Origin of the sequence: Acetobacter sacchari (genome assembly GCF_017377715.1) — a bacterium.
Classification (GTDB): domain Bacteria; phylum Pseudomonadota; class Alphaproteobacteria; order Acetobacterales; family Acetobacteraceae; genus Acetobacter; species Acetobacter sacchari.
The window spans coordinates 1-19,156 of the sequence record NZ_JAFVMF010000034.1 but is presented as its reverse complement, the minus strand read 5'-3'; the positions used below and the strand labels follow the sequence as shown (position 1 = coordinate 19,156).

The window sequence follows — 19,156 nt, the reverse complement described above, 5'->3', positions numbered from 1 at the left end:
CCTCGAACAGGTAGCCTGCCCCGGTCTTCCTCAAGCTCTCCGTGCGTCGCTCCGCGAGCGGAAGGGGTGCATTTTCCTTTGGACCGACCGCCGGGGGGGAAAGGCTTCAGCGGGCGGGCGACCGCTTTCGTTGTGCTCGCTTTTACGGGGCTAGGCGCCGCCGGGGCTGGCTCTGCAACCATGCTGGCGCGGGCCGATACGGCGCGCGCCACCGAACTCCCCGCGCCGACGCCGCTGGTGCAGGGCCTGCCGATGACCTTCGCCCCGCTGGTGAAGAAGGTCGTCCCTGCGGTTGTGAACATCGCGGTGACGCGTGAGGTCGATCCCTCTTCCGGCAAACGCATTCACGTTCTGCCAGACGTCAAGGGAACGCCGCTCGAACGGCGTTTTCGCGAGCGGCTACGCAAGCATGGCGAGGATATGCTCGGCGCTGGCTCCGGGTTCATCATCGATCCTTCCGGCGTCATCGTCACGAACAACCATGTCGTGGGCGACGCCAACAACATTTCCGTCTCGCTCGCCAATGGCCGCGAGTTGCCGGCGCGTGTCCTCGGCAGCGACGACCTGACGGATATCGCGGTAATCAAGGTCGAAAGCCTGACGCCGTTGCCTTACGTAAGCTGGGGCGACAGTCGCCAGGTGCAGGTCGGGGACTGGATCATGGCGGCGGGCAACCCGTTCGGTCTTGGGTCGTCCGTGACAGCGGGAATCGTGTCGGCGCGCGGCCGGGACATTGGAGCAAGTCCTTTCGATGACTTCCTGCAGCTCGACGCGCCGATCAATCCGGGAAATTCCGGCGGTCCGACGTTCAACATGCAGGGCGAGGTGATCGCCATCAACACCGCCATCGTCTCCCCAACGGGCGGGTCGGTGGGTATAGGCTTCTCCATCCCTTCCGAGATCGTCATTCCGGTCGTCGAGCAGTTGCGGCGGACGGGCCACATCGACCGCGGCTGGCTCGGAGTCACGCTTGAGGATGACACCGGGACGGACGGCGCCCGGGTAGTGGACATCGACAAGGGTGGTCCAGGCGCCAAAGCGACGTTGCGTCGTGGCGACGTGGTCATCGCGTTTGGAACGGACCATGTCGAGAACGCGCGGGGCCTGATTCGTGCGGTCGCGGCCGCCAAGCCCGGCGCAACGACGACTCTCACTGTGCGTCGTAAGGCGGCGAATGTGGTGTTGCAGGTGCAGATCGGTGCGCGGCCGGCTGATGATTCTCGCGATGGAGACGCCGATGGGGACAATGACGGTCCATAATCGCCGCCGTTGCGGCGTTTGACGCAGGCGTGACTGGGCGGCCAATGCCATCCGGGCGGCGCGGGCGGGGAGCCGCCGATTGGTTTCCTAATATGACATACGTCATTGTTTTTTAAATATATTTTTCGAATATCGTTCAGGCGGTTGCGATTGAAGGTGGCCGGGGCGCTGGCGCAGTGTAATTTTCGCATGGCGGAACATGGCTGTGGGATGCGCGCGCGGCTTGAATTTCCGCCGCCGATTGCGCACATAATGCGCCGCACTCAGCGGCGTGGCGTCCTTCGCGCGCCCACATCCGCAACGACGACAGGAGCTGACCATAGCCAGACCACCGCTTCCCGCGCCGCCGACTCGCGAGGGACCCCGCGTTAACGAAGAAATCCGCGTACCATCGGTCCGCCTGATCGATCAGGATGGAGAGATGGTCGGCGTCCTCCCGATGCGCGACGCGCTTCTGCGCGCCTATGGCGTCGGTCTGGATCTTCTTGAGATCAGCCCGAACGCCGAACCGCCCGTCTGCAAGATTCTTGACTACGGCAAGTTCAAGTACGAGCAGCAGAAGAAGCGGAACGAAGCCCGCAAAAAGCAGAAGGTCATCGAGATCAAGGAAGTCAAGGTTCGTCCGAACATCGACGAAAACGACTACCAGGTTAAGATGCGCGCCATGAAGTCGTTCATTGGCGAAGGCGACAAGGTGAAGGTGACGCTGCGTTTCCGTGGCCGTGAAATGGCTCACCAAGATCTCGGCGTGAAGGTGCTTGAGCGCATTCGTACCGAAATGGACGAGCAGGCGAAGGTCGAGCAGATGCCGCGCCTTGAGAATCGCCAGATGGTGATGGTGCTTTCGCCGCGATAAGCGGTGGTGTCTGCTTTTTACCACCGCGAGGCAGAGTCGCGTAGTTTCTGGGCTCCGATGAAATGGGGAATGGTGAACAACCGTTCCCCATTTTTCGTTTTGGCTCGCAGGAAGTCGCTCTTCTCGTTGCTCTCCCTTTGTAGCGCTGAATCGAGGGTTCGACGGGCGGTCGATTGGTAGTCCGATAGTGTGATTTCAGAGTTGGTGAGGGATGGATGGTGGGGGTGCTGACGTTATATCCACTTCGCATGAGGCTGCATTGATTCCTCCGGGGGCCATAGCGCGGTGCAACGTGGTAGACGATGTCGGCATGCGCGACCCTCTTGGTGCGTCACTTGTTTTGGTCATGCGGACAAACAGTCTCGCATAGGGCTTTTGGCCGGCAAGCCATATCATGCCCGAAATTGGATGCGACCTCACTCTGTCTCGTCAGACCTTCGTCCAATCTGACCCTAGTGCTACCGGTTTGCTCGGCTGTTTGACACTTGTGAATTCGTAGGATTTTTTGGCGCCGAGATCGTGGATTTTTAGTTGAAAAATTGACCGGTGAGATCTGTTGGGGAGCGCCGGTCCGACGTTGTGTGTCTATGAGCTTTTATCTCGCGGAATGGCTGACAGAATCTCTGGTCCCTAAGAGAATGCTTCGCCTGCTTGCGTGAGCATCCTTTTGGACCAGATATCGCTCACACTTTCGCATCACCGTCGTTGATATTGCGTTACTTCGACACTGATATTCGCACAGCATTACGCTCGGTGGCGTCGCGCCCCACCCAGCATCAGGCACTAACAGAATAGCCGGATCGCGATGGCGCCAGTCACCCGGTTTGGCGATCAAGCTTCCAGAGGGCGGTACGAAGCGCGAGCGCTCACAAGCGGCGTATTTTGTTGGTTGCTGAAATGGTTCAACGCGTGGATCGCGGGCGTAAAGACACATCGACAGCGGTTCTAATGGAGGGCGTTCATCTTTTGCCCCCGTTCAGATAGACGGGAGTCTTGCTTCGGATGGAAAAAGTAATCCAAAAATTTGCGATTCGGGAGAGAGCGTCGAGCGGTTCATACAATCCGCCGCAAAGGAGATGCGGCCTCTTTGACGTTAAAGAAGTTGAACTTCTTCGCGGACACGGTTTTCGACGCGGTGTCCAAGCGCGAATAGCATCGCGGACTGGGGCTGGAATGTTCGATGAGCCCTGAAATTCGCCTGCTGCGAAACGTTTATCGCGCTCGCCTGGAATCTTTATCCCAAATCTTTACCGCCGTAGCGCTAACCGTACACTGTCCTATTGAGTCGTTTTTGCCGGGATGTCGGCTTGCCGTAGACTTCTCAAGAATAAACACCGAGCGTATAAATATTTTGACGCTTATCATGGAATGGTACAATGCAAATCATCGGAACGGTAATCAGGAAGCCTTCACGGGTCGAGTTTTTCCTCACACTGACGGCTATAAGCTCGATCCTCGGAATCCTTTTTATAAACAGGAGGCCGGTTATCGATGACATTCGCAACACTCTGGATGCGGCGAATCCACCATCGGGTTTTCTCGATCCCAAAGAGAAATGATTCGCTGAACTGACGACTGGCTCCGTTTGACCAATGGGCGTGGCAAGTGCGACGTCCGTTGGTGCACGATGAGAGGCTGATTGGCGATCCGATCCGTGGACAAGTCCCATGGCTCATGGTCTGGCTTTAATGGCAGCTTTCAAAGTATGCCTCGCTGATCTCATCGGAAACGTTCTTTTGCGTAACTTCAATGTGACACAAACGTATCTCCTCACGGCGGTGAAGCCGACATTTGCGTCTCATTTTTTTTATCACGAATATGTGATGTTGTGACAGCCTGATCAAACGTAGTCGCGTAAATCAGAACGTCATTGGAATTAACGTATTATATTTACGATCCGAGATATATTTTCGAGATAGTTGAGTTTTGCCCCGATAGCTGAACAAGGGCTTTAGTTACGGTGACGACGGGTGTCCCGTCATCACAATCGACGCCTAATGTCGGATGGCCGGAACGGAGTCCTATTGTTCATGTTGTTAGAAAATATGGATTTTTTATAAAACCTTTTAAGTGAACTGCTTAAACGGCCGCACAAATTTCAACGAATGTTTTTTCAGAATGTTGCTAAAGTTTTTCTGAGGTAATGGCCGCAGCACGTTGCGGTCCCGTGTACAGACGCAGAGCCGTGTGTTTTTATTTTATTGCTGGACATAAAAATAAATAAAAATATCATTTTTTAGAAAAACACATCAGCGCCGTGAAAAGTAACAGCTATTGACGTGCCCATTAACATTTTGCTCATACTTTCCAAACAACCGGCATTCTATTTTGCTCGGTATTCTATTTTTCAAGTATTCCATTGTTCTCAGGGGGGAATCTGATGGCCACCAGCAGCGCTGTCGTTAGTTCGAGCACCATAATAAGTGCACACGCGAGTTATTACACGAGCAATGGTGCTAGGATAAACAGCCCGTGGTCCGGTCAGACAATAATCGGGACGGCTGCGTCGGTAGCTAATGGCGGAACGGCCACTATCGCGATCGCGGAGGTTTTTGACGGGGTCGCCACAAATGATACCGCCGGCCTTCTGGGGGTAATTCGTGTAGATGCTGGCGCGACGGGTAGTAGCCTGTCAGCTACGTCCGGCGGCGTGATCGTTGATCCTGGCGGGATAATTGCGGGCGCGTCTGTTTTGTCCTCTGCGGCCATGATGGTTTTCAATGGCGGCACCGCTACGAACGTCAACGTCGCGAGCAGCGCCAATCTCTACGTTGGTAGTGTAGGTAGCTTAACAAACGTTCCGACCATCAATGGTTACCTTACTTCCAAGGGGTTGAACGTAACCGGGGCAGGGCTCGTTTCCGGCGCGACCATTTCCGCCGGCGGCGTGGAAAGTCTGGGGTCGGGCGGCACGGATCGCGCCTCTCTTATTCAGGGCACGCAGTATGTCTCTGCTGGCGCGGTGACGATTAGTGATACCGTCAACAGCGGCGGCGTGCAGAACCTTCTCTCTGGCGCGATTACGACGAGCACCACGGTGGGTTCTGGCGGAACAACCATAGCAAGTTCGGGCGCTACAGTCAGCGCGACGACTGTGTCGGGCGGTTCCGTTCTCGTGTTGCAAGGTGGAAGGGTCATAGGTGGCTCGGTCAAAAACGGTGGCGAACTTGTTGTGTCGAGCGGCGCCACGGCAGCGAACGTTACCGTGTCGTCCGGGGGCACCGAGATCGTTCAGGCGGGCGGCACCGTCTCTGGTGGAACCATCCTTGGCGGAGGTAAGGAGATCGTATCGTCAGGGGCGACCTCCCTCAACGTTCTGGTCGCATCGGGCGGATCGCTGGTTGTGGCGTCGGGGTCGGTTCTGTCGGGGACGGTTGTGTCGTCGGGCGCCGTCATTGACGTAGACACTCTGGCTTATTCATCCGGCGGCACCGTCCATCTCAGCGGTAATACCTTGACCATTACCGAGGGTGGATCGTCCTGGAGCACAGTGCTGTCCGGTACATATAACTCCTCGGACTATTTCATTATCGGTCAGGATACCGACGGCAGCACGACCTTGACCTTCGTATGCTTCTGCGCGGGGACACTGATCCGCACCGAAGACGGAGACAGGTTGGTCGAGGATCTGGAAATCGGCGACACGGTTCTGACGTATGTCGACGGGAAGGAAGTCTCCAGCCAGCTGACATGGGTCGGGCGTCGGACGATGTCCGTCCGAACGGATCTGCCGGTCGATATGGCGGGCTACCCGGTCAAAATCCTCAAGGACGCTCTGGGGCCGAATGTGCCGCAGCAGGATTTGCTGATTACGCCAGAGCACTGCCTCTTCATCGACGGGATGTTTGTTCCCGCGCGTATGTTGGTCAACGGTCGAAGCATTTTCTACGACGTGTCGATGACGCACTACGATTACTACCATGTGGAGACGGAACGTCACTCTATCCTGTGGTCGAACGGCGCATTAAGCGAGAGCTATCTCGACACTGGAAACCGAAAGGAATTCGGTCAGCAGGGACGCGTCGTCAGGTTCGTCAACCGCCCGGGACTTGAATGGGCGTCGGATGCGGCTGCGCCGCTGGGCGTCACCAGAGAGGTGGTCGAGCCGATCTATCGCGACCTGGAGGCCCGTGCGCTCGAGCTGCAATTGCATCTGCAGGCCGAACCGCTCGCCTTGACCGAAGACCCGGACCTGCATCTGGTTACGCCGACCGGACATCGTCTCAATGCGATCCGCAAAGCGAACGATGGTCAGGTCTTCTTCATGGTGCCCTCGGGAGTGGATGAGGTCCGCGTCGTGTCTCGCGCTTCTCGTCCGTCCGACACAGTTGGTCCATACCTTGATGATCGCCGTCATCTCGGAGTTCTGATCGGTCAGATTTCCCTGTGGAGCGGCAAGAAGGAAATTGCGATCACGGATCATCTTGAGCAGGAAAATCTTGTGGGCTGGTGCGCTCGGGAAGGTAACGAAATGCGGTGGACCACGGGCGATGCATGGCTCAAATTGCCAGCGAACCCCAACGTCGCGGCGTCGCTTCTGTCATTCACGGTCCAGCGCGCCGGGCCATACGTCATGAACGAAACGAGCCGACAGGTTCTCGCCTCCTGAAGGTTGTTGAAATCTGACGTTTGTTGTGTGGCGCGGGTTTTTCGAGATCACGCGCCACTTTCTTGCGTTTTGAGTGATTGTTTCAGAGGCTGCGCGTGTTTGATCGCTTTCTTTTTAACGCGGCTCACTCGCGTCTCGAAGCGACTGCGTTCGACTGGTTCGACGCAGACGCAACGTTCGAAAAACTTTCCGGAGATATCGACAGGGTTGCATCAGCGCTGTTTCGCCTGCGCGACCTGAAGCCCGGCCTCGTGGGACTGCGGTGCCAGAACCCGTATCAGCACTGGGTATTTGTCCTGTCCCTCGCCCGTATCGGATTGGCGTCCGCATCGCTTCCTCACGTGGTCGATGCGAACTTCGCACGCGCCCTTGCTGCGTTGCGGCCTGATGTCCTCATTACTGATTGTGACGACGGCGCTGCTGTCGGCGGTCGTCAATGGCTTGTTCTGAACGAAATGTGGTTCAGAAATGTCTGCGAGACTGGTGAACGCCTCGGGCGCGCCGTCGCCGTAAAGCCGGACGATGTGGCGCGCGTCGCGCTCGCCGGGGCGGCGGACTCGACGCCGCAGCGCATTTCGATGACCTATCAATATGTCGAAATCGCTGTTTTTCATCTCCTGTTTCATGACATAACGGCGCATGCCCGCGCGCAAGTCGGGTATCGGGTTATCCCGACGCTGGGAGCGGAAACGCCCTCCGGGTTCCTCGTGGTTATCGCGGCGCTGACGGCCGGATCCTGCGTCCAGATCGCCACGGTTGCGCAGTTGGGCGCGGCGTTCAGTCAAAAAACTCCCTGTGTCGCTATCGTTTCTCCATCGCAGGCTGAATTTATTCTTTCGCAGTTGCCGCCGGGCATGCAGCCGCTGACGCATTTTTACCTGACGGTGGCGGGAGGCAGATTATCGACTGCGCTATGCGATCGCCTGCGACAGTCGCTAACCCCCAACGTGCAGGTCGTTTATGGATCTGATGAATGCGGGCCTGTCGCATTCGGAGATCCGGCGGTTTTGGGTGATGAGGCTGCGGTGGGCCACGTCGTACCCTGGATCACACTGGAGGTGGTGGATGCGGATGACGCTCCATGCCCGGTAGGTGTGGAGGGTGAAGTGCGTCTCATGGGCACGGGCGTCATCGGACACTATGACGATAACCCCTCCTTGACGGAGAAGAAATTTCGTAACGGGTGGTTTTATCCTGGTGACAGGGGTTCCATCGGCGCACAAGGAATTTTGAAACTTGCCGGACGATCAGATGATCTGGTCAGCTTTGGAGGTGACAAATTCGATCTGAGAGCGATCGATGCTCATATTCTTGAATGCCCCGGCGTCAGGGATTGCGCGGTTTTTGCGGTCCCTGACGAGGGCGGAAAGCCTGAACCTTGGGTAGCACTTGTCACAGCATCAGGCTTTCAGGTGGAACTTCTATCGACAAGGTTGCGTGGAGAATTTCCGAATTTTCCTCAGGTAAGAACCGTCTGGATAGAAAAAATGCCGCGTGACGAGGCTGGCGCGCCCGACAGGCGCGCTCTGCTGTCTGCCGTCAAAGCCTCGTAGGAATAACTTGTTTTACTTTCTTGATACAACCTGCCAGCGTAACGCGGATGATTGATTCTAGAGCAGAAGTTGCGGTCGTTGGGATCGGGTGCAGGTTTCCCGGCGGCGCCGATACGCCTGAAGCATTGTGGCGTCTGTTGTGCATGCAGGTTGACGCGACGAGCGAAGTGCCTGCGGATCGCTGGAGCAACAAGCGATTCTACGATCCCGATGTCGGCGTTCCCAAGAAGACCTACATGTATCGGGGCGCCTTTCTGGATCAAAAAATCGATGAAATGGATCCTCTCTTCTTCGGAATTTCTCCGAGGGAGGCCGCGATCATGGACCCGCAGCAGCGGTTGCTCCTTGAGGTCGTATGGGAAGCTCTCGAGGATGGCGGTCACGTTCTGACGAGGCTGGGATCGAAGCGTACGGGTGTGTTCATCGGGACTTTCTCGCTCGATTGGCTCGCTCTTTGCGGATCTCCTTCCAATCGTCCCTTAATAAACGACCATTTTTCAGCGGTCGCGGCATCGGCGACGATGCTCGCAGCGCGCATCGCCCACGCCTTTGACTTGCAGGGACCATGCCTCTCTATCGATACGGCGTGTTCATCATCTCTCGTAGCTATTCATCAGGCCTGTGCGAACCTGTTGGCTGGTGAGTGCGATGCCGCGGTGGCGGGGGGCGTTAATCTCATGCTGGCCCCGTCTGCCGCGATCACCATGTCCAAGGGCCACTTTCTGTCTCCGGATGGCCGCTGCAAAAGCTTCGCCGCCGACGCTGACGGATACGGACGTGGTGAGGGATGTGGCATTGTCATACTTAAGCGTTTGGAGGACGCGCGTCGCGACGGGGATGTCATTCACGGCGTAATCGCAGGCTCGGGCATCAACCAGGATGGCCGCACGCTTTCGCTGACCATGCCTAGTGAAGACGCCCAAAGTGCGCTGATCCATGAGGTGGCGGAGAGGGCGGGGATCGATCTGTCGCAGATCGGCTATATGGAGGCGCACGGAACAGGCACGCCTGTTGGGGATCCGATCGAGGTGAACGCCTTGGGCAAGGCCATCGGAACGCATCGCCCGCGTGAAGCGCCTCTGGTGATCGGGTCGCTTAAAGCCAATATCGGGCATCTGGAAGCTGCTGCTGGAGTTGCCGGTTTCATAAAGGCGCTTTTGTGCCTCCGTTATGGCGTTGCTCCGCCACAGGCTAACCTATCAGCATTGAATCCACTAATCCCATTTGAAGAGCTTGGAATTCTTGTATCCCGAGACGGCTTGACGCCATTGTCTGGTGTCACCGGGGCTCTCTATGCTGGTGTAAATTCATTCGGCTATGGCGGCACCAATGCAGTGGCCTTACTGCGCGCGCCGATCGGGAGCGAAGAGACGTTTGCGTCGGAAGAAAGCTTCGTTGCAAGACCGTCCGACCGACTCATTCTTCCACTCAGCGCGATGGGCGACGCGTCCCTGAAGGCGCTGGCGCAATCGTACGCGGACCTTCTGAGCGACGAAAACGTGTCGGCGGAAGATGTTTGCTTTTCTTCTGCGGTTCACCGGACGCGTCTACAAAATCAGGCGGTTATTCTGGGGCGTGACCGGGAGCACCTCCTTTCGAGCTTGAACGAATTGGCGCTGGGGATGGGCAGTCGCGACGTGATCGTCGGTCGGCGTCAGCTCCCGGCGGAGCAGAAAATTGTTTTCGTGTTCTCCGGAATGGGATCGCAGTGGAAGGGGATGGGCAGACACCTGCTCAGCGGTCTCCCGGAGGTTGTGTCTAACAGGCTTGCGCAAGTCGACGTCTGTTTTACACGTCTTGCCGGATGGTCGATTCTGGGCGCGATCCGCGAACCAGATGAAATTTCGCGAATTGACGAAACGGAAGTCGCTCAGCCTGCGATCTTTTTTGTGCAAGTCGCTTTGGTGGAACTGTTTCGTTTTTACGGAATTGAACCAGATGCTATCGTTGGACATAGCGTAGGGGAAGTTGCGGCCAGCTATGCCGCCGGAGCGCTTTCCATGGAAGACGCCGTTACGGTCATCTTTCATAGAAGTCAGGCGCAGGGCCGCCTTGCAGGACGTGGCGGCATGCTGGCTGTGGGTATGTCGGGAGAAGAAGCGACCGAGCGTTTATTGGAAGATTATGTTGGTCGTGTTTGCGTGGCTGCATTTAATAGTGGCAAGTCATGCACGCTCGCGGGTGATATCAAAGCGCTTGAGGAACTGGCCGTTACTTGTGATCGATTGAAGATTTTTAATAGAATTTTGAAGGTCGACGTTCCCTATCATAGTGACCTTATGGAGGAGGTCAGGGAAGACCTGGAAAAATCCTTGCTGACTATCGCGCCTGTCAACCCGACTACCCCTCTTTATTCGACTGTGACAGGCGCTCTGAACTATGAGGGCGATCGACACGACGCGCGGTATTGGTATGCGAATATGCGGCGTCCCGTAATGTTCCAGAACGCAGTTCAGGCTCTTTTGGAGGATAACTATCGGGTTTTTGTCGAAATCGGCGCACATCCTGTCCTGAGTGCGCTGATGCGCGAAGTCGCTGGCGATCACTCTGTTGACGTTATACCGACGCTAAGTCGCAAGGATTCAGAAGAGACCGCTCTGGCGCGCACCGTGGCGCGTTTGTTTATGGCCGGCGCGTCGCTTGATTGGGCGCGATTGACTGGCGGCTCCCGCACGCCGCTTCCTCATTATCCATGGACCCGCGGCCATTTTTGGGCCGAAACCGAGGCGTCTCGGCAAGACCGGCTGGATGGCACGGGTTACCCTGTTTTAGGCATGCTCCAAACTGAGAGCGCGCAGCCGAGCTGGGCTGCCGACGTAAATTACAACTATATGCCGTGGCTTCGTGATCATACGGTCGATGGTATTGTCGTGTTTCCGGCGGCTGGGTTTATAGAAGGGGCCCTCTCCCTACACCGACAACTCGGCGCCACAGACGGTGTCGTTCTGGAAGATTTGGATATTAACCAGGCGCTTTTACTGGATGGCGCAACGCCGCCGACACTGCAATGGGCGTTCAATCCAGAAACGAGGACGGTGACGGCCTCGTCACGAGCAGGGGACGATGCAGAAGGTGAATGGATCCGCCATTGCGGTCTTCGTCTACTGTCCAGTCAGCCCTGGGATGTTTCCTCACGCAGTCAGGACGGGGGGATGGACCGCGCGATACACGATGTTCCTGTGGAAGCTTTTTATGAACGTATTGCGAAACTCGGCCTATCTTACGGACCAGCGTTTCAGGTCGTACGCGAACTGAAAGTCGGCAATGCCACGGCGTTTGCCCGTCTTGCTCTTTCCGAGCCTGAACAGCAACGAGTTTCCGAATATTTTTTACATCCGGCATTGTTGGATGGCGCTTTTCAGACGCTGATCGGCGCAGGGCACAGCGTCAGTGAGGATCGCGTTTTCGTGCCGACTGGAGCGCGGAGAATCGTTTACAGGGGCGGACGATACGCTGCGTTGATAGCGCGGTCGACGATCACGAAACGCGCCGCAAACAGAATAGAGGGCGATATAATTATTTTCGCCGAAGACGGCGCTCTCGTGGCTGAAATTTTCGGGTTTGTCGCAACCGCCGTTCCGCAAAAGCATGCGCTCCTTACGGCCGCAGATAAGGCGGGCCATTTCTATCGGCAAATATGGATCGATAGCGAATTGCCGGCCATCCTTGCTGAACCACTGAGCGTGCAAACGTGTTGTCCTGATGTGGATTTCCTTGATCGTCTGAGCGGGATTCTGCGCGGACAAGGAATGACGGCCAATTCGATCGAGCTGGAGAGACCATCCTCCGGGCGCACGAACTCCCCGAGCTTACTTCCCGACGTAGTGCTCTATGTGTGTTCGGACGAAGAGCCCGACATCTGGGGAGATTCGCGCTTCCTGTCGTGCGTGAATGGCATGGTTCGTGGGTCAGAGACCGGCGCATCACCACGTTTCGTCCTTGTGACTCGAGGAGCCGTATCGCCCGATCATCGTTCTGGTGAGCCCATAAATGTAAGGCAGGCTGCGGTCCGTGGGTTCGCGCGCGCCCTTGCGGCCGAACGCCCGGAACTTGCTGTGCGGCTTGTCGACATTGGGGCGGACGCCAACGATGCGATGTTGCGCCAGCTCTGTGCTGAACTTGTCCAGGAAGACGCGGAGGATGACGTTATATTGCGTCCGGGGCGTCGCGTCGTAGGACGCTTGTCCCGATGCGACGTCATTCCTGATCGTGGGGTTACGCCGTTTAATGCCGACGAGACAATCAACGGAGAAATTGTTGGCGTACGCCTTGTGGCGTCGCCCTCAGGCAGCCTCGATCGCCTGCGTCACGAACGTTTTGTGTGTCCCGCACCCGGTCTGGGTCAGGTCCAATTCAGAACGCTTGCCGCGTCACTGAACTTCAAGGACGTGCTGAAGGCTATGGGGCTTTTGCCGTATAACGTCGTGGAGAACACGTTTCATGGCGACGGCCTCGGGATGGAGGCGAGTGTGGAGGTCGTCGCCATCGGCGAGGGGGTAAATAATTTCGAACCAGGTCGGCGCTATGTCGTCTCATGGCCCGGATGCTTTTCCTCTTGTTTCACGGCGTCGGCCACGGATGTTTTTGCGTTGCCGATCGAAGGACTGGGCTCGCCATCCGAGGCCTCGACCCTGCCGGTCGCATATGTGACAGCGTGCTACGCCTTGACCAGACTGGCGCGACTTGAAGCCGGTGAGACGGTGCTGATTCATGCGGGCACCGGAGGCGTCGGACTCGCTGCAATAGAACTTGCGCGCGGGATTGGCGCACGGGTGTTCGCTACGGCGGGCTCGGAGGAAAAGCGGGAATATCTTCGTCGACTCGGATGCGAAGGTGTGTGGAGTTCGCGCACGCTGGCATTTGCGGACGGTGTGCGGGAGAGCACGAACGGGCGCGGCGTCGACGTCGTCCTGAACTCGCTGGCTGGCGAGGCGCAAATCGAAAGTCTGAACGCCCTGGCTCCTTACGGGCGGTTTGTGGAGATCGGCAAGAAAGATATTCTTGAAAGACGCGGCCTGGCCCTTGCTCCGTTTAACGAAAATCTCTCTTTCTTCTCTTTGGATCTTGACCGAATGATGGTGGAGCGACCTGCACTTATAAGGTCCTTGCTGTCAGAGGTGGCCTCGTTGTTAGAGAGTGGGCAGGCGCGTCCTTTACCGTTCAGAGCGTTTGCGCCAGCAGAAGCGTCCGAAGCTTTTCGCTTTCTCGCATCGGCGAAGCATATTGGCAAAGTTATTCTTGATTACGAACAATTAGCGGACGTGATGGCGGCGCCACTGCCTCGTCAGCAGCCGAGCGTTCGGGCGGATGCAACTTACCTTGTTACAGGTGGGCTGAGTGGCTTCGGCTTAATGACGGCGCGATGGTTGGTGGAGCAAGGCGCAGAAAATCTCGTGTTGCTCGGCCGTCGTAGCGCCGATGAGATCGGCTTTGAAGAGAATTGGTCGTCGTTCGGTAACGCGAATATCAATGTCCAGACAGTCGCGGCGGATGTCGCGGACGAAGAGGCAATGAAGGAGGTTCTGAACAGTATAGAAAAAATCATGCCGCCATTACACGGTGTTTTCCATTGCGCGGCGGTTCTGGAAGATGCGTTGCTTCACAATCTTGAGGCAAAGAGCGTAGACCGGGTCATGAGACCAAAAGCGGAAGGCGCGTTAATTCTGGATCGTTTGACGCGCGGTTTGGCGCTGGATTATTTCGTTCTCTATAGTTCTGTGACAACACTTCTTGGGAATGTCGGGCAAGCCGCCTATATAGGCGCGAACGCAGTGCTGAAGGCCGTGGCGACGAATCGTTGGAATGCAGGCGAGGCTGCGATCGCGGTGGACTGGGGCGCAGTCGCGGATGTCGGAATGTTGGCCCGCAACCCTGCGGCTGCACGTTCACTGGAAATCGCGGGCATCGAGGCGGTGCCCGCTCCGCATGCCCTGAGTGCACTGCCAGCTATGCTGAAGCTGGAAGTCCCGAACGTCGCTTGTGCGAAGATAAACTGGAAGCAATGGGCCAAAGTGGCGCCCGGAGGAGAGTCGTTGGCTCGTTTCTCTCAAGTTCGGACGGTTCTGGAACGCGGTGTAGCGAATGGCGAGCGGATAAGCGAGTTGCTCGCGTTGCCCGATGAAGAGCGTCTGCCTTACGTCGTGGATAACGTGAAAGCATTGATCGCGCAGACACTGCATCTGAATGCCGGTGCAATAGACGAAAGGGCCCGCCTATCGGAACTGGGGATCGACTCCCTTGCCGGGGTTGAATTACAGACAGCGTTTCGGATTGAATTCGGTGTAGAAGTATCGATTCTTGTGTTGGCGCGAGATGAGACCATACAAAAAATGTCCGAATTTTTATTAAATAAAATTTCTGTTGGACAGGCGTCGCGTGTGCCATGAAGCAAGCTTTTCAAACCGTAACATCGGCGCAAGGTGAGGAAATACTGGACTGGCGGTCGAACACAATTATTGATGCGCTTTTTTATTACGCTCACGTATCGCCCGATTTGCAGCTCTATACGCTGTTGGGCGACGGCGAAAATGAAACGGATTCCGCGACTGCTGAGCAACTGGCGGTCGGGTCGCGAGCGATGGCAGGGTGGCTGCGGCGTTTGTTGCCATGTGGCGCGCGCGTGATTCTTCTTTACGACAACAGCCTTGACTACGTTCGCGGTTTACTCGGGTGCCTGAGTGCCGGTCTAACGCCAGTTTCGGGTGTATATCCGAAAGCGTTTGGCGCACGCGATCGGTTTTTGGCGATTAGAGATGACTGTCAAGCAAAAGCCGTGATAGGCAATCGTTCGGTGCTTGCGGAATTTCAACCTGTATGTCCTGACATATCTGGGCGTGACCCGTTACTGTGGATTCCGACAGATAAAATTCGCTCTAGCGAAGATCTCTGTGTCGTCCCTTCGCATGATGATCTCGCACTGATTCAATACACGTCCGGGTCAACGCGGACGCCGCGAGGCGTTATGCTTTCTCACCGAAATATTGCGCATAACCTCTTTCGCCAGGCCGAAACGTTCGGATACAGGCGGGGAGATTGTGGCGTTAATTGGCTGCCTCTCTCGCACGATATGGGACTGATCGGCGGCGCTCTTATGACGCTGGCGGCAGGTGGGCGATGCGTTCTTCTAGCTCCCGAACATGTGGTGGAAAGTCCGATAAGGTGGCTTCGTGCAATTAGTCGCTATCGGGCGACGTTATCTGGGGGGCCGAACTTTGCTTACGGCATGTGCGCGCGCTTGAGCTCTTCGTCGGAGTTCCACGATCTCGATTTGTCATCCTGGGAGGTGGCGTTCAATGGTGCGGAGTACATACATCCAGAGACAGTAAAGAATTTTTCTTCGAGATTTTCGCGATATGGATTTAAGGCGAACGCTTTTTTTGCATGTTATGGACTTGCTGAAGCGACATTGTTGGTGACGGCGACAAACCGAGGAAAGGGCATTGATTTTCGAAGCTTTTCTCGAACGGAGCTGGCCGCCGGGCAGGCGAAAGAACCTGTCGACGCGCATGACGCGAGACTTCTGGTATCATGTGGAGTTGCGCCGACTGATATTCACGTTTGCATCGCGGAGGAGAACACTGAGGCCGTGCTTCCAGACGGGAGCATTGGCGAGATACGTGTCAGTGGTCCAGGGGTTGGGCTTGGGTATGTTAACAGACCGTTAGAGAACAAGACTGTATTCGAGGCGCACGTTCCTGGAACCAAGACGCCATATTTGAGGACGGGCGATAACGGATTCATCCTGGATGGCGCATTATATGTGATTGGTCGACAAGACGGTCGGATCATTATTGATGGAAAAGCTTACGAACCTGAAGACGTAGTGGCGTGTCTTGAACCCATTCAGAAGGATATCCGGTTGTTTTCCACGGTGGTGTTCGTGGAGACTGTCGACGATCAACCGTATCTGGTGGTCGCAACCGAGCCGACTACCGCTTCGTTGTTGGAATCGGACGTTTTAGGGCGCGCGATCGGAGAGGTGCTGTGCGCCATTTACCCGGTTAAGGGATGCAGATGCATTTTTCTCAAAGTAGGCGCTGTTCTGAAAACGCCGAGTGGAAAGGTCCGTACGACCGAGACTAGAGACGCGCTTTTGAGGGGAAGTATTTCAGAAATCTCTCAGTATCTTTATAGGGTATCCGGATCTGCAAAAGTGCGTATATTGCGAATTTCGAAAGACAAGATTTGAACATGAAATCGGAAACGTTGCCTCCCGATGTGATCGCGCAGAAGATTGAGCGGCACGGGTCTTTCCTTACGAACAAGGGACCCGAGGGGTTGCACTTCGACTTCAATGACGGTTGCCGCGTGTCGTTGCCGCCAGGTGATTGGCATGTGACTCTTCGAGACATGGACACAAAATCTGTTTTGTTTTCTTCGCCTGTGGCGCAGGGCGTCGTGCAAAGCTCGAAGCGTTATTACCTGAAATTCGAAATAGAAGTAAAAAAAGATGGTAGGCTGATTTTTTCACACGAGATGAATCTTGAAGGACGGCCCGTCTTGATCAAGATGCGTCAGGGCGGAATTGGTGATCATCTCGCGTGGATGGGGCATGTCGCCGAATTTCAACGCCGCCATAAATGTGTGCTCACTTGCGTGATTCGTCCCGATTTGCTGGAATTGCTACAGGCCGAATATCCGGATGTGCGTTTGGTGTCTTCGGATGAAGAGGCAGGAGGCGGGTATTACGCTTCGTATAATGTACTTATTTTTTACAATGACTCTGAAAGAAATCACACCCCGATTGATTACCGCGCTGTTGGTCTCGAAAAAAATGCGGCGCTTATATTGGGGCTGGCTCCAATTTCCCGTCGCCCAACCGTAAAAATTCAAGAAGGCGGTCGCCCTGTTGCGGAGCCATATGTCTGCCTCGCGACTCAGGCGACGTCGCAGGCCAAGTACTGGAATAATCCTGTCGCGTGGCGCGCGGTGATCCAGTTTTTGAAAAAATCTGGATACCGCGTGTTTTGTATCGACAGGGAGAGGGTAAACGGACGCGGAACAATCTGGAATTATCTTCCTCACGGGGTCGAAGATTTGACAGGTCCCGCGCCTTTGAGCGAACGCGCCCGATGGCTGAAACATGCGGATTTTTTCGTTGGCCTTTCGAGTGGTTTGTCGTGGTTAGCGTGGGCGTCGGAAACTCCGGTTGTTATGATAAGCGGATTTACGGCCTCTTATAATGAGTTCGAAACGCCCTATCGCGTCTTGAACTGGAATGTTTGCAACGGATGTTCCAATGATATTCGATGCCAATTGGATGTGAGCGATTTTTTTTGGTGCCCTCGGCTGGGGAACACGGACCGAAGATTCGAGTGCACCAGGGGAATTTCCCCTGATCAAGTAATTGAAACAATAAAAACCATTCCAGGATTTAGAAAGACGGCGTCATGAGCGAAACTGGCACGTCGGACATCTTCAAGACGATTATGGACGCTGGTAAGGGGAATGCGGAGCGTGCAACGTCCGCCGTAATGCCGTCGGAGCCAATGGTTGTGACGTCACTGGCGACAACCGCAAAGGTCGAACGTCCGAATTTTCCTCCACCGGCGTCGATTCCGACACAATATGGTCCTGAGGGTATTCGCTTCGATTTTAATCAGGGCATTCGCGTTCTCGTTCCAGAGGGAAAGTGGAGAGTACGTCTGACGGATATCGACGCTGGCGTCGTCATATTTAACGGAGAGGGTGAGTCTTGTCTTTTTCAAAGCAGGAAGCGCCATTTCCTTAATGCCAAGATAGAGGCATTCAAAGACGACGCACTGGTCTTTGAGCATTCTTACGATGCGCGAAATCAGAAAGTGGCGGTAGTTCTTCCTGGCGGCACCGTAGGAGACACTATCGCGTGGTTTCCATATGCCACGCATTTCGCTCGAAAACACTCATGCGACGTTTCAGTCATGCTTTCGTCTCATATGAAGGAACTTCTGGAGCCTTCCTATAAGGAGATCAGATTTCTCGTTCAGGACGAGTTTGATAATTTCGCTGAAGAATTTTATGCGACCTATTATATGGGTCTTTTCTTCGGGGATGAGGACAACTCGTGGCAACCAGCAGATTTTCGTATGGTAGGTCTTCATAAGACTGCGGCTTATATTCTCGGAGTGCCTCCTGTGGAGGAGCCACCCAAGTTGTTGATCGATGGCGAGAGGCCAATTGCCGAACCATATGTCGTGATCGCGTGTCAGGCCAGCACGCAATGCAAATACTGGAATAATCCACTTGGTTGGCTTGAGGTCATCGACTATCTAAAGGGTGTCGGGTATCGGGTAATTTGCATAGACAAGGATCCTGTCTATGGGCAGGGCATGCACTGGAACCACATTCCGCATGGTGTGGAGGACGAGACGGGGCAGCGTCCCTTGATTGAACGCGCGCGTTGGTTGAAGCACGCGGAGTTTTTTATCGGTCTGTCGAGCGGATTGTCATGGTTGGCGTGGGCATCCGCAACCCCTGTGGTTTTAATTTCTGGTTTTACTCACCCTTTAAACGAGTTTTTCACCCCATATCGGGTGTTTAGTACCCATGTGTGTAACAGTTGTTGGCACGATATAAGGCACCCTTTTGCACATAATGATTTTTTATTTTGCCCTCGACATGCCGGTACTGATCGACAATTCGAGTGTACGCGCTCGATAACGTCCAAGCATGTGATAGATATGGTGGAATCGCTCGTTTTGAAATCCGCATTGAACGGCTCGGATGGATAGTCATGTTCGTCAAAAAGTCGTGTTTATTTTGTTTTGAGTAATTCTCGAATGTTTTAAAATTGGATATTTTTTATGTCGAACGTAATTCGGTATTGTGACGCGGAACTCTAAAATTGGAGGGATCGAAGAACCCTTGATTGATACTCTTGTCTGGTGATTTTAGGCTTTT

Annotated in this window: 9 protein-coding genes; all 9 read left to right on the top strand. The window is 55.3% G+C overall.

Features of this window, described 5'->3' with window-relative positions; all coding sequences use genetic code 11:
• Positions 1–180 precede the first annotated feature (180 nt).
• Positions 181–1,260: a S1C family serine protease gene (locus J2D73_RS19070; protein ID WP_207883917.1), complete on the top strand. Its 1,080-nt coding sequence runs from the start codon at positions 181–183 to the stop codon at positions 1,258–1,260.
• A gap of 319 nt (positions 1,261–1,579) precedes the next feature.
• Positions 1,580–2,116, top strand: coding sequence for a translation initiation factor IF-3 (gene infC, locus J2D73_RS19065; protein WP_035376619.1), 537 nt, complete (start codon positions 1,580–1,582; stop codon positions 2,114–2,116).
• A gap of 1,180 nt (positions 2,117–3,296) precedes the next feature.
• Positions 3,297–3,611 (top strand): hypothetical protein, encoded by a 315-nt coding sequence (locus J2D73_RS19060; protein ID WP_207883910.1) that lies wholly within the window; start codon positions 3,297–3,299, stop codon positions 3,609–3,611.
• Between the two features lie 885 nt (positions 3,612–4,496).
• On the top strand, positions 4,497–6,725 hold the full coding sequence (locus J2D73_RS19055; protein ID WP_207883908.1) for a Hint domain-containing protein: 2,229 nt from the start codon (positions 4,497–4,499) through the stop codon (positions 6,723–6,725).
• Between the two features lie 95 nt (positions 6,726–6,820).
• Positions 6,821–8,278, top strand: coding sequence for an AMP-binding protein (locus J2D73_RS19050; protein WP_207883907.1), 1,458 nt, complete (start codon positions 6,821–6,823; stop codon positions 8,276–8,278).
• A 47-nt stretch (positions 8,279–8,325) separates the two neighbouring features.
• Complete coding sequence (locus tag J2D73_RS19045; RefSeq protein ID WP_207883905.1) at positions 8,326–14,664, top strand: type I polyketide synthase; 6,339 nt, start codon at positions 8,326–8,328, stop codon at positions 14,662–14,664.
• Positions 14,661–16,466 carry a fatty acyl-AMP ligase gene (locus tag J2D73_RS19040; RefSeq protein ID WP_207883903.1) on the top strand — a complete coding sequence of 602 codons (1,806 nt, stop codon included), beginning with the start codon at positions 14,661–14,663 and terminating at the stop codon, positions 16,464–16,466. Before J2D73_RS19045 ends, J2D73_RS19040 begins: the two co-directional genes overlap by 4 nt.
• A gap of 2 nt (positions 16,467–16,468) precedes the next feature.
• Entirely contained in the window at positions 16,469–17,671 is a 1,203-nt protein-coding gene (locus tag J2D73_RS19035) for an autotransporter strand-loop-strand O-heptosyltransferase (protein WP_207883902.1), read from the top strand.
• A gap of 80 nt (positions 17,672–17,751) precedes the next feature.
• A complete protein-coding gene (locus J2D73_RS19030; RefSeq protein WP_408736864.1) occupies positions 17,752–18,987 on the top strand; it encodes an autotransporter strand-loop-strand O-heptosyltransferase in 1,236 nt (411 codons plus the stop codon).
• The last annotated feature ends 169 nt before the right edge of the window (positions 18,988–19,156 follow it).